10 protein-coding genes are annotated in these 13,585 nt (G+C 45.9%); 2 read left to right on the plus strand and 8 right to left on the minus strand.

Going from position 1 to position 13,585, the window contains the following annotated elements:
- Positions 1-170: 170 nt before the first annotated feature.
- Together AC0YN6_RS23750 and AC0YN6_RS23755 are read left to right on the plus strand one after the other, a co-directional pair.
- A complete protein-coding gene (locus tag AC0YN6_RS23750) occupies positions 171-596 on the plus strand; it encodes a helix-turn-helix domain-containing protein (protein ID WP_475749862.1) in 426 nt (141 codons plus the stop codon).
- Between the two features lie 8 nt (positions 597-604).
- Positions 605-1,015 (plus strand): ImmA/IrrE family metallo-endopeptidase, encoded by a 411-nt coding sequence (locus tag AC0YN6_RS23755; protein ID WP_475749863.1) that lies wholly within the window; start codon positions 605-607, stop codon positions 1,013-1,015.
- 88 nt (positions 1,016-1,103) lie between these two features.
- Here the strand turns inward: AC0YN6_RS23755 and AC0YN6_RS23760 are convergent, their stop codons facing one another.
- The 8 genes from AC0YN6_RS23760 to AC0YN6_RS23795 all read right to left on the minus strand — a co-directional run bounded on the left by AC0YN6_RS23760 (position 1,104) and on the right by AC0YN6_RS23795 (position 13,558).
- Positions 1,104-2,336, minus strand: a complete 1,233-nt coding sequence (locus AC0YN6_RS23760) for an aminopeptidase (RefSeq protein WP_475749864.1) — start codon at positions 2,334-2,336, stop codon at positions 1,104-1,106.
- Between the two features lie 35 nt (positions 2,337-2,371).
- Positions 2,372-2,611: a YolD-like family protein gene (locus AC0YN6_RS23765; RefSeq protein ID WP_475749865.1), complete on the minus strand. Its 240-nt coding sequence runs from the start codon at positions 2,609-2,611 to the stop codon at positions 2,372-2,374.
- A gap of 252 nt (positions 2,612-2,863) precedes the next feature.
- Positions 2,864-5,599, minus strand: coding sequence for an alpha-mannosidase (locus AC0YN6_RS23770; protein WP_475749866.1), 2,736 nt, complete (start codon positions 5,597-5,599; stop codon positions 2,864-2,866).
- 19 nt (positions 5,600-5,618) lie between these two features.
- Positions 5,619-8,756 carry a beta-galactosidase gene (locus AC0YN6_RS23775; protein WP_475749867.1) on the minus strand — a complete coding sequence of 1,046 codons (3,138 nt, stop codon included), beginning with the start codon at positions 8,754-8,756 and terminating at the stop codon, positions 5,619-5,621.
- The gene (locus tag AC0YN6_RS23780; RefSeq protein ID WP_475749868.1) at positions 8,753-10,072 is read right to left on the minus strand and encodes a glycoside hydrolase family 125 protein; all 1,320 of its coding nucleotides are present in this window, start codon (positions 10,070-10,072) and stop codon (positions 8,753-8,755) included. The genes AC0YN6_RS23775 and AC0YN6_RS23780 overlap by 4 nt, the downstream gene beginning before the upstream one ends.
- 33 nt (positions 10,073-10,105) lie before the next feature.
- Positions 10,106-11,023 carry a carbohydrate ABC transporter permease gene (locus AC0YN6_RS23785; protein ID WP_475749869.1) on the minus strand — a complete coding sequence of 306 codons (918 nt, stop codon included), beginning with the start codon at positions 11,021-11,023 and terminating at the stop codon, positions 10,106-10,108.
- A gap of 45 nt (positions 11,024-11,068) precedes the next feature.
- Complete coding sequence (locus AC0YN6_RS23790) at positions 11,069-12,007, minus strand: ABC transporter permease (RefSeq protein WP_475749870.1); 939 nt, start codon at positions 12,005-12,007, stop codon at positions 11,069-11,071.
- An 84-nt stretch (positions 12,008-12,091) separates the two neighbouring features.
- A complete protein-coding gene (locus tag AC0YN6_RS23795) occupies positions 12,092-13,558 on the minus strand; it encodes an ABC transporter substrate-binding protein (RefSeq protein ID WP_475749871.1) in 1,467 nt (488 codons plus the stop codon).
- Between the last annotated feature and the right edge of the window lie 27 nt (positions 13,559-13,585).

The following is a 13,585-nucleotide window of genomic DNA, read 5'->3' on the forward strand; positions in this document are numbered from 1 at the left end:
TGACAATACTCCGAATCAAAAATATACTTACTTTTAAGTAGTTAAAATAGCGATAATTAATTGAATATCGATTTTCTTACGTGTTCGTCTGATGAATCTCATTGTATTTGGTATTTTAATTACCGTCAAGTATTTAAAATACCACTTTTTAAAATTGGAGGGTATTTATAATGTCATTAGGAGCACGAATTAAACAACTAAGGGTTGAGCGCGGATTAACACAGCAGGATGTCGCCGCAAAGCTTGAAATGGGTCGATCCAACTTTGGTCATATTGAGAATGACCGAGTAACACCAACAAGTGAGGATTTGCAAAAAATGGCCGATATTTTACAAACGACAACCGACTATTTGCTTGGTCGCGATGCGGCCTCGGCAACGATACCCGACTGGGCTACGTATAAAGATAAGCGTGACTTCAAGAAGCTGTTAGAGGAAGACGGGGAAATTATGTTTGACGGCGTACCGCTAAGTCAGAGCGATCGTCAGCGCGTGATGGATGTGCTTACAGGATTGTTCTGGGAAGCTAAGCAGATGAATAAGCACAAAAAAAAGACCGAACCGACTAACGATGCTCCTGATGATGCCAAAGGGTAGGTGATGCTATGGATAAGTTGATTTTAAAGCTCGTACGGAAATTCAAAACCAACGATCCATTCATCATCGCGGAGGGCCTTGGCATCCATATCCGGTACGCTGATCTCGGAGAAGGCACACGCGGCCTTTATTTCAAAAAACTGCGCCGCCGGTTTATTGTCATTCACGAATCGCTTCCGGATAATTGGCGCCGCTTCGTATGCGCACATGAGCTCGGACATGACCGTTTACATCCTGGGTTCAACCGTTTTTGGCTGGATGAGCAATCGTTTTTTAATGTTGGAAAGTATGAGCGACAAGCGAGTAAATTTGCAGTAAAACTGCTGATATCCGGCGATTCTCCTGCTGCCAGCGAAACGATTGAGGAGCTGCTTAGACGAAATGGCGTTCCAGCGGAAATGCAGAAGTTTTATTTTTAATTTGTTCATTTCAGTTAAAAAGCTCCTATTCTACAGCTTTTGCTGCGGAATAAGAGCTTTTTTCGTGTACGACACAAGGTCAATATAATTAAATCGCCCAGTTTCCATTGCGGAAGATAGGCTCACGAGTGCCATCCTGCGTCACACCGTCAATATTCATATCGGGCGAGCCGATCATGAAGTCTTCATGAGTAAGGCTTCGGTTCGCACCATGCGCGAGAAGCTCCTCCGGTGACATTTGTGTGCCGCCCTTAATATTGACCGGATACGCTTGACCCAGTGCAAGATGGCAAGACGCATTCTCATCATAGAGTGTATTAAAGAAGGTTACATTAGAATTTGAAATCGGTGAATCGTGCGGAACTAAAGCAACTTCACCTAAATGTCTCGCTCCCTCATCCGTGTTCAACAAATTCGACAACGCCTCATAGCCCTGCTCAGCCGAATGATCAACGACTTTGCCATCCTTAAAAGTTAGGGAGAACCCATTGATTACTTGACCGTTGTAATTTAAAGGTTTGGTGCTGCGAACGGTGCCGTTCACACCATCTCGATTCGGCATCGTAAATACTTCTTCGGTTGGCATATTCGGATTAAAGTAAATTCCTTTCGCGTTAGCTTTGGAACCGCCTAACCAAATATGTCCTTCCGGCAGTTCCACTGTAAGACTCGTACCTGGCGCTTCGTACTGGAGCTGCTTGTAACGTTTGCTATTTAGCACCTCAACCATTTGAAGCAGCTTGGCATTATGCGCTTTCCACGCTTGAATAGGATCATCCAAACCAATGCGCGTAGCATCGATAATTCGCTCCCAAAGCTTCTGAACAGCTTCTTCTTGCGAGAGATCCGGGAATACTTTTGCTGCCCATTCAGGTGTTGCATACGATACGAGCGACCAAGCATTCGTATGATTCATCAGTGAGCTACGATAGCTGCTAAGTGCAGTTGAAGCTGTTTTTGAAGCGGTCGCTACACGCTTCGGATCTACGTCGTTAAGCAGATCAGGGTTTGGGGAATAGATGGTAATAAACGCCGCACCATTTTCCACAAACTCTTCCCAACCTTTAGCTCGGAACATTGGATACTCTGAGAATGCTTCCTCAGGCGCTTGCTTGTATTTAATGAGAGACAGTTCCTCATCGTTATATTCCACATGCACATTTTTTGCGCCTGCCTCATAAGCCTTAGATGCAATGCGTCGTACCAGCGGAGCCGCTGTAATAGGTGCCATGACAACAACCGTCTGTCCTTGCTGCACATTGACGCCAACCTTTACTACCAGCGCTGCGTAATTTTCTAATTGCTGCGATGTCGGATACATGTATGTAAATCCTCCCTCATGACTATTAATTTACCTTAATATGGGCTTTCTATCTTCATAATATCCATGAAAGGTACTTTCGTTACGCTGCCCATATGCGTCACATGAACCAACTTTGTTCTGGAATCTAGCACCGTAATTACGCCTCTCACTTGCTCAGCTGCCCAAATCGTTAGCAGCAGCTCCGATCCTTCTTGCTTCGCCTCTACTAGCCTCTCACCTATCTCCTCGAGTTCAAACTCATCTCTAGTCGGCCTTTTTGGTCCTTTTGCCACTTTATTCCCCTCCTGCCAGGTATATAACCCGTATTTTCAATAAAAAAGGGCCCCTCCGCTGCGAGGAGACCCTGATTCTGTCTTTTTATGTTACGCGAATATACCTATTATAGCATGCCTGCGATTGTCTCTGTTAGCCACAATACGCGAGATTCCTTGATCTCATTATTTGTTAACTAACTAGTCCAATATAACAAGAAGCCCTCTGCATAGTTATCCATTGCAAAGGGCTTCTTCATTATTTAGGAATGCTTAATGCTTAATACCTATGGTCAAAATCTCACATGGTCCAACAGGCGCTTGCAGGAACGATTGTCCATTTACTGCAAGAGGTTCGACTTCATGCTCAAGCACATTACTCTTATATACTTGTCCTAGTGATACAGCTGCTGCTTCTGAAAGCTTCAGCTCTGTCTCCGAAGACTTCATATTATACCATCTAAGCATAAAGTCACCGGATTGCTCGTTAATCTTAAGCGAAGAGAATGCCAGTCCGCTGCCGTCCCAAGCGAATAATGCGCCGTTTGGAGCAAGCTTGCCGGAATGAATGCCTGTCTGACTAACTGTCCAAGGCACTTGGAACTGATATGCCGCTGCATATGCACCAGATTCTACTCCGTCACCATTATGCGGAAGGATGGTCAGGCTGAAGCTTTGCTCGCCCAAACATTGTGCTTCCGGTGTAGGGAACACGCCCCAGTCGCCAAGCTCGGCAACCGCACGAAGCAATGTGATGGCAATGGAATTACGTCCATCGCGCAATACTTCGTATTCATTAAGGCCAAGGTTTGCAACTGTCATACCAGCATGCTCGCCGCTCACATCAACAAACGCCTGCTGATGCTGTGCGTTGCTAGGATTGATCCATTCTGCTGCTGGCTCGTTATCACGCGTCGCAACCTCAAAGATGGCGTCCGCTTGATGAACTGCTGTCGCAAGATCAGTTGGGAACAATACGCGAACCCGGTGATCCTTCGCCTTGTTATTGAAGGAGGATTTCCATTCCACACCTTCGCCATTGCGGCTAATTGCAATTTCAGTCCGGATCGTTAGCGGAACTGTCGTTTCCGTGCGCTGCGACTTCCGTTCTGGGAAATAAACAGCCTCTAGCTTCTCCACTTCGAAATAAGGCTCTGCTGAAGCAGGAACTGCCCATTCATGCACAATTTCGAATGCCGCGCGATACGGCGTATTCTCGATCAAACGAATAGTGGCAGGCAGCCCTTTCGTCGTCAATGTTTGCTCGCCATTTGGCTGCTTATACATGTATTCATTTCCGATATCGCCTGTGTTCTCGTAAACGCCAAGATCGCGATAAATTTGACCGCTGCGTTTATCTGTAAGGTTAAACGAACCGTCGCTTTCAATATCTAGGCGAAGCCATTCGTTCTCAAGCGCAAGCTCTCCAGCAACCAGCGATTCAGAAGGCTGCAATTCCGCTTTCGCGTTCCGTACATAGCCATATGCTGCTACACCTAGCGATGCAACTTCCGCTGCTTCGAATGTCAGCTTTACTTTGCGGCTCATGTACGGCTGACGGAACTTATCATCCGGCAGATCATAGCCGAATTGAAGTCCCATATCGACAGCTGTGTGAGCGATCGCTGCGCCGTTGCGGTCAACAAGCGTTCTTCCCGTTACATCGATACCGTACATTTTTTTGTTCATCTCATCAAGTGACAAGCCGTCACGGTAGTAAATACGAGCGATGTCCAGCTCGACTTCAACAACTCCGCTGCGATTCCAACCGGTCGTATTGAACACGATAAACGGAAGTGCATCTTCGCCGTATTGTTCAAATATAGAAGTGTCTACAGCATCAGCAATCGCTGCTTTGCTATCGTCAATAATCGCTTCCGCAACATGGCGGCTCTTATCGAAGCGAGTAACCATCTCGCGGTGAACCTCGTCCACGCTGCATCCGCAAATGCTGTCATGTGGATGGTTCTGCATCAACGTCTTCCAAGCATAAGTAAACAAGTGATGCGGGTATTCGTGACCAAGTGAATAAGCTAGCGCAGCAAGCGGCTCTGCTACCTTCTCCAGCATCGCTTGACCAAGCTGGTTCATTTGCTTCAAATACACCCGTGCAGATGCAGTATTCACTAGCGTTGACCAGCCATCTGTCCGTTGACTGCGAAGCTCACCCTTCACGACAGACAGCTCGCGAGTTAGTGATTCGTTCACAGCTGCCAAATAGTCTGCAAAGTTAGAGTGAATAAACTCTGTGTCAGGGAAGAGCTTACTTGCCGTTTCTAGTGCAGCGGATAAATCCTGCTGAATCGGTTGGTGATCGCATCCGTTCATAAATAGAAGCTGTTCAGTAGCTGCATATTTCTCTGCCTCCGCTAGCTTGCGCTCCCAATATTCTTTGGCGCTAGCTTCATCCGTAGGCACTTCCATGCCGTTGCAGTACCAGTTCGCGAATAGTATGCCAAGTACGCGTGAACCGTCCGGGCCTTCCCAGAGCAGCTCAGAGAAGGATGACTCATACTCAGAATCCGCAACGGTGTTATTAAAGCCAGTCGGCTTTACGCCTCTGCCAAATACCGCATTATCGATGCCTGCTTGACGCAAGATTTGTGGAGCTTGACCAATGTTGCCGAACGTATCTGGGAAATAACCTACTTTAGCAATCGTACCGTAACGGCTTGCATCTTGATGCCCGATTTGCAAATTACGAAGATTCGCTTCACTGCTCGTCAAGAAGGCATCCTGCAAAATGTACCAAGGTCCGATTGGAATACGGCCTTCTTTAATATAACGTTCAAGGCGCTCCCTATTCTCTGGGCGAACCTGTAAGTAATCTTCCAATATGATCGTTTGACCATCCAAATAAAAACTTTTAAAGTTTGGATCCGTATCTAGTGTATGAAGAAGGGTATCCATTAATTTTACAAGCAGTACATGGTGTTTCTCATATGGCAAATACCATTCACGATCCCAATGGGTATGTGAGATGATATGGGCTGTTCGTTTATCTTTCATCTTTGAACACCTCTTCTTGTTAATCGTTGTTTGCAGGAATGACAGTAACATTCACCTGATCAGGACGGTAAACAGACAGCAGCTGACCATGGTTATCCACTGCAAAGAGCACAGAACGCTCCTTCTCCAGCACAAATGCGTAGGAAACGCCTGTCACAGGGTCCTTCACCTCAATATCAGCATCCAAGCCGAACTCCGATACGAATGTGAACAATGCTCCGTCTTGGAATGTCAGCTTGCGTCCGTATACACCTGGTAATTGACCGCCTTTAACAAAGTTCAGCTCCACGCTGCAGCCTGCGTATGCAAGCGCATATTCATAGATCGCCGCGATTGGTTCGATACGATCGTTGAGCTCTACTGGCAGTGGACACCAAAGAATTTTACCTTTGCCGTGCGATAGCTCGATGAGCTGATCAGCAGCAGCCGAAGCAGATCCTTTTTGTGCTTCCTTCCATACTTGAGCAATTCTCCGATTGCCATATGAAACAGGCAGCATGCGATCACCGATGTGAAGCAGCTCCTCACGGCGTACATTGACAAGCTCTCTTGAACCGAATAGCTCAGAATGACGCTCAACTGGACGCCAGTAAGCATCTAGGCTTGTTGGACCCGTGAGCAGCAAAGTCGCTCCTGTTCTTTCAATATATCCTAGCAGCTGACTCAATGCCGCATCATCTAAGTTATGAGCACTTGGTACAATAACGAGTTTAACAGGATTTGCTTCCAGCTCGTCCAAGTGATATTCCGAAGCTCCGCGGAATGGTTTATTCAACTCATAAGCAAGCACGCGAGTTGCTTTCGTTGTCGCATCAAACGCGAGCTTACGATTGGAAAAATCATTGGAATAAGGGAATATAACTGCAGTATCCTCAAGCTCCCGTCCTTTGAATAGATCTCTTATTTCATTCATAAACCGTCCGAAATCATAAGATACATCTGCCTCAGGCTTCTCAGTGCCATCCGCGCGAAGCGCGCCAATATGTGACTCATTCGCATTATCCATATAGAAATTCGTGTTCCATATCCATTGAACCGCACCTGCTCCGCCTGTTGCGAAGGCATAGGCATACTTGCGCTCAAGGATGTTCCGCAGTTCTGCTTCTGAACGTTTCGCGCGTCCTTCCGGCGTTTCTACGTACATGATGCCTGTTTCCTGCACTAAGTTCGGCTTGTCAGCAGTCTTAGCGAAGATGCTGTCCCACACCAAATGATCATTCAACCACCATGAATGGACGGTTGTATAATCGACCGCCTCGCCGTAGAAGAACGGAGAAGGTCTTTGTGCACCAAGCGCTTCATCCTGCCCGACTGTAACCATATGATCAGGACATTCTTCCTTTATTGTCTGGTACAGCTGCTGTGCCCAACGATTATGCATATCCATAGAGAACAATACATAATCAAGCCAGCGCGTCCCCTTCTTGCCTTGATGCATATCTTGAACGTCGAAGTTGATTTCCTCTGGTTCAGGCACAGTTGCCGCTTCAAAGCTCGGCAATTGCTCCGGAGTCATGTTCCACAGCTTCTGAAGCTTCTCCACAGAACCGTGACGCTCCTTCAGCCAAGCTGCATATGCCGCCTGTTCGAATGGATCGCGGGACGATCTTGGACCATCAGAAAAAATGCGCGGTGGATCAAACATCGAAGGCTCATTAATTAAATCCCAGTCCACATGCTTCGATTGCTTGTGACGCGAAATGATCGACCGGATAAACCGTTTTTGTGCCTCAACACTCCGTGGGTCGAGATAAGGATTCTGACCTTCCCATGTTTCCGGAGTAAACGAGAAGAAAGTAAACGTTATTTGCAAATCATGCCGCTTGGCTGTTAGCAGAAACGCATCAATTGAGCGAAGCGCCTCTTCCGATGCATGACCGTCAACCTGCATAATATTTCGATAAGCTGTCCAAATGCCGGTTCTGATCCAGTTGATGCCCGCTTTGCGCATCTGAGCCATATCACGATCCCATACCGATGCGTTTGGCAAAAATAAAAACTTACGCGCAACGTCCGAAGTCATATAAGTCATTCCGACAACTGGCATCGGCCTGCCGTCTTTCATGAAATAGTCGCGTTCGCTTGTAACGGGACTTCCCTCTGATAGCAGCTTTTCGTCAAAGCCCCAGAAGCCTTGGCGAAGAATGCGTTTTTCTCCATCAGATGACTCAGCTATACAATCTACCTTGTAATAACCGCTGACAATTGTAAGAGGTACCGGAATGCGGACAATAAGCTGCTGCTTTGCCGCTTCCGCTTTGATCGTGCTAGTCCACTGTTGTTCTGGCTCGCTCTCATGCTGGATCATAATCATGAAGCTCCAGCTCGATGCTGATGAGGCAGTTGCAGCAGCAGAACGGCCTAGCTGCTGCATTTGCAGCGTCAGCATCGCTCTTTCACCCGGCTCGTAGGATGCATAGTTTGGCTTAAGCCATAGTTCGGTTACGCCTGCGGAGCAAAATTCCGTCCAGCTGCGAAGCACTTCAGCTCCGCCGCCTTGCCAAAATTTATCCTTTAGCGGCTGATTGACGAACAACCAGCGCGCCCCTGCAAACATACCCTTTGAGTTTTCCCATAGTACGATAGGAGCTGCTACTTCTCTTCCTTCGATTGAAACACCCTTCAGAAGCGGGAACAATTGTGCATCCATCGGTCCTGCCGAACCCATCTGATGCGGCAAATCGCTGGTTTTAGTCACATGCGGAACCATATTCCAAGTGTTTGAAACTTCAAATAGTGATTCTTTGCCTTGCAGCAGCGGGAGATCCTCCATTGCAGACAAGCTTACGATCGGTGCTGCGTCTACAGGTAATATCTCGTGAATATGAAGCTCGCGGTGATAAGCCGTTTGCTCTGATTCAGGCTCCCAAACGCCAGCTTCATTTGTCACCACTGGAATTTTGAACGGTGCTCCTCCAATGCTGATCAAGCCGCCGCCGCGCTTTAAGTAGTCCAGAATGTCAGACCATGCTTCCTTAGGGAAATAAGGCGCATGCATATTTACGAAGCTTCCGCCTTCTGCAGCAGCAAGCGCCATTCCTAGACCATTCGCACGAACAACGTTGCCCATTTGAACGAGCTGCCCCTCGGTTTCCGAGCTTAGACGCGAATGGAGCGGAAACGATGGATCATAAAAAATGATAGTGTTCATGCTCATAGAATATCATCCTTCATCGCCTGATAGACAAGCTGTGAGAACAAGCTGTTCGACCACGCAAACCATTTGCGCGTAAACTGAGTCGGATCATCCGCATGGAAGCCTTCGTGCATGTAGCCAGTATCCGCATCCGTTGCCTCTAGCATAGCGATTAATTCTAGCTTTTCTTCACGGCTTGTTGCCGTAATGCCTTGCATCGACAATGCCATATGCCAGATGTAGTCTGGCGGTGTATGCGGGCTGCCAATACCTTTCGCTGCTGTTCCTTCATAATAGAAAGGATTATGTTTACTTAAAGCAAATTTTCTCGTATTCACATAAATCGGATCATCCGCACTTACATAACCAAGATAAGGGATCGATATCAATCCTGGTGTGCCTGCATCATCCATGAGGCAGAAGTTGCCGAAGCCATCTGTTTCGTATGCATAGATTGGCCCAAATTCCGGATGCTGATAAATACCGTAAAGCTGAATGCCATGGTTAACGTCGTCTTCAAGCTGCTTCAGCTCTTTAAGGAAGTCCATGTCACGGAATACCCATTCCGCTATTTCTTCCATTTGACGAAGCGTAACAACCGCAAACATATTATCAGGAATATTGTAATGGAAATCACAAGCGTCATCGCTTGGACGGAAGCCTGACCAAATCATACCAGTATAGTTCACAGGCATACCTAGTCCAGAATTACGCAGTGAATCTGTTGGAATACCGTTATCGCGAGTAAAACGGTAAGGCGATTGCTCAAAATGACGCTGTTCTGTCTTCCAAAGCTCTAAAACGCGGCGCATTGCTGCCTTGAAGCCGGAATCGAAAATATCCGTCTGCTCCGTTTCCTTCCAATAAGCGTGGGCTAAGCGCATCGAGAAACAAATGGAATCCAGCTCGAACTTGCGCTCCCATACCCATGGAGACATGTCCGTCTCATCTGTTGTATTCCAGTGCCAGTCATTATCCGACTCGTTGAATGCATTCGCATAAGGATCGATTTGAATATATGCAATATGGCGTTTGATTAAACCGCTAAGGATTCTTTGCAAATCTTTATCATTCTTCGCAAAAGGGACATAGTGCATCACTTGCTCGACGGAGTCACGCAGCCACATCGCTGGAATATCACCTGTAATGACAAAGGTAGTGCCATCTTCCATCAGCTTCGTTGTCGTTTCAAGTGTATTAGGAAAACAATTTTTAAACAATTGAAGCAGCTTCGGGCGGTGCGCCAGCTTCTGCTCCGCTTCCTTCAATACGTCTTGAATTGCCTGTGGCAGTGTCAGCTCAGGCATCGGAATTTTCGGTAATCTAAATTGCTCCATCGTATAAGCTCCTTTAGGAAAAATGATTTGTAATTACTCCTTAACGGCACCAACCGTCAAGCCTTGAATGAAATATCTTTGGAAGAACGGATAAGCGAATACGATAGGACCGGTAGCTAGCACAACCATCGCCATACGTGACGTATCCTGCGGCATCGACTGCAGCAGACCTGTGCTGATCGATGCATTTTGAGAATTTTGCATTATGAATTGCATACTATTTTCGATCCGCATCAGCATCGACTGAAGCGGCACTAAATCCGGCGTGTTAATATACAGCAAGGCATTAAACCAATCGTTCCAATAGCCTAGCGTACTAAATAAACCAATGGTAGCGAGGCCCGGCAGTGATAAAGGCAGCACTAGCTTGAAGAAGGTGCCAAACTCTCCTGCACCATCGATTTTGCCTGATTCTATAATAGCATCTGGCACCATTGTCGAAAAGAATGTTCTAAGGATCATAATGTAAAAAGCGTTAACTGCAAGGGGCAATATGAGTGCCCAAATGGAATCTTTCAGTCCAAGCAGCTGTGTGACAACTATATAAGACGGCACAAGACCACCGTTAAATAGCATCGTAAAAAAGGCGAAAAATGAGAAGAAACCACGATATTTAAAGCTTTTACGTGAGATTGCATAAGCGAAAAGCGCCGTACACACAACACCAATAACTGTACCAATAACCGTAACTGCGATCGTTACCCCATAGGAACGAAGCAATTGATCTCCTGCTTTGAATAAATAGGTGTAAGCATCTACGCTCCATTTTTCAGGAAACAGCGAATAGCCGTTCTTGGCAAGCGTCGCCTCATCCGTAAACGAGATGACAGTGACGAATAAGAAAGGAAATACACAAAGTAAAGCGAAAATACCAGCTGTAGCATGGAATAAAATATTCCAAATAGGCGTCAGCTTATGAAAATCGCGAGTTTTCGTCGTTTGAGCGGACATAGCGATTATTCTCCCTCCGCAATGCTTGTTCCAGCAACCTGCTTACTAGAACAATGCATTGTCTTTATTGAATTTACGAACAATTCCATTCGATGTAATAACGAGTACGAATCCGATGAGCGACTGATACAAGCCTGCTGCCGTACTCATGCCGATTTCACCAGTTGATTTTAAGCCGCGATATACATAAGTGTCGATTACGTTCGTTACGCTGTACAGCGTTCCAGAATCCCTTGGCACTTGATAGAAGAGCCCGAAATCCGCATAAAAGATTTTACCGATCGCTAGCAGCGTCAATATTGTAATGAGAGGTGTAAGCATCGGAATCGTGATGTTGCGAATTTGCTGCCATTTGTTAGCGCCATCGATCATTGCCGCTTCGTAAAGTGACTTATCAATACCCATGATGGCTGCCAAATAGATGACACTGTTGTAGCCTACTGATTTCCAAAGAAACACGAGGACGATAATAATCGGCCAATACGTTGGATCGGAGTACCAGTTGATCGGATCGATTCCGAACCAAACCAACACTTGGTTTACAACGCCTTTGTCCAAGCTCAAGAAGCTGAACACGAAATAGCCAACGATTACCCATGATAGGAAATAAGGTAAAAACATACCCGTTTGATAAACTTTCGCTAATTTTTTGTTCGTAATTTCAGCAAGCATAATAGCCATCGCAACGGCAATAATTAGCCCGAGCACGATGAAAAATATGTTATAGACGACCGTGTTACGTGTAATGATGTATGCATCATTTGTACTGAATAGAAATTTAAAGTTTTCCAGACCTACCCACTTGCTCTCCATAATGCTGGCAAGAAACCCATCACGACTATAGCGGTATTCCTTAAACGCAATAACCATACCAGCCATCGGTAAATAGGAGAAGAAGATGAACCAAGCTGTTGCTGGCAGCACCATAATCAACATTGCTTTATTTTTATTAATATCTTTAAAAAACCGTCCTATGGCTCCCACGTGATCACCTCTCCGTAGTCAGATTAATGAGAGAAGGTATGAATGGAATGCTAAGCATTCCTCTTCATACCTCCCCCCGCATGCTTACTTGTTTGCCGCTTTCCACTCGTCAAGCTGGCGTTGTGCTTCAGCCATGATTTTATCAAGGCCTGCTGCTTTAAATTTTTCATTTGCTTTTTTGATATAAGTCTCAGGATCAACTGTACCTGTCATTAGCGGCGCCCAAAATTCTTCTCTTACGTTTTGTACGGATGCAATTTCAGTCGTTACCTTCGAAGGATCGAAGTTGAAGCCAAGAAGAGGCGCTTCTTTTCCTGCATCGTTAAACTTCTTGAATTCTTCCCACTTGTCAGCAGGATCTGTTGGATTCAAGTACGTTAGCATTACGTTACCTAGAGAGAAAGTTGGCATATCATAATTTTTTGCTTCATCAAGGTTTTCCATTACGGTGTCGCTTACTTTCTTGTAGTGAACGCCCTCGATACCGGAATCAATCATGTTGCGGAGCACAGGATCTGTGTTAAGCAAGTTAAGGAATTCCATTGCTTTTTCCGGATATTTTGAGTTAGCCGAAATTGCTTGCATCGAGCCCATAACAGACCAGTTGTAAATAAGCGCATCGCTTGCTGGAGTTGAAACAACTGGGTAGCCATAGCTTGCAGACCATAGGTTATCAGCGAAAGGCTGAGTTGTTGCACGATCTGAGAACCATTTACCAGTCGTTTGAACATCTGTCATCGAATCCATTGTAGCTGCTTCTGTAGGAATGTAGCCCGCTTTGTAATATTTGTGCATCGTGTTCAAAGCTTGTTTCAGTTCTGGTGTATCTAGAACGTTAACAAGTTTGTAGTCCTTCGTATCAAGAGAAACAGCCATTGGAAGCTTCTCGATCACATAATCGTAAGGTACGTAAGGCATTTGGTTTTTATCAACAGCGAAAGGATAAACACCCGGCTCGTTTTCTTTGATCGTTTTTAGCATCGGCTCAAGACTTTCGAGTGTGCTCACTTTTGAAATATCAAACTTGTACTTATCTACATACTGCTTATTGAAGCGCCATACTTCTTGAGCAGGCAGCTCTTTGTTAGCCGGGATACCGTAGTTATGGCCATCAATCTTGGAGCCTTCAAGGAATGCCGGATCAAGCGTATCGACAATACCTTGTCCATGCGATTTCAGCAAATCATCAATTTGCATGAATGCGCCTTTTCTAGCGTTTTGAACGTAATCGAACGCCCATGAAGATGTAAACATGATGTCTACTGCTTCACCGGAAGCTGTCATCACTTGCAGCTTTTGCGTGTAATCGCCCCAATCAATCATGCTCATTTTGACCGTAACGCCGATTTTTTCAGCTGTATATTTACTTACTTCCGCCATAACCTTGTCCACATCTTTTTGAGGTGTACCAATCGTATACCAGAGCAGCTCTACCGGTTTCTCAGCAGTGCCTTCGCCTTCTTTTTTGCCGCCTCCGCAAGCGCTAAGCACAATTGACATAACCAGCAGCAGCGTTAGTGCTGTTGTAAAGCTTCTTTTCTTCTTGCTCATTGTAAATCCTCCCCGTATCGTGTTTGC

It is taken from the genome of Paenibacillus sp. J22P15 (assembly GCF_056269345.1).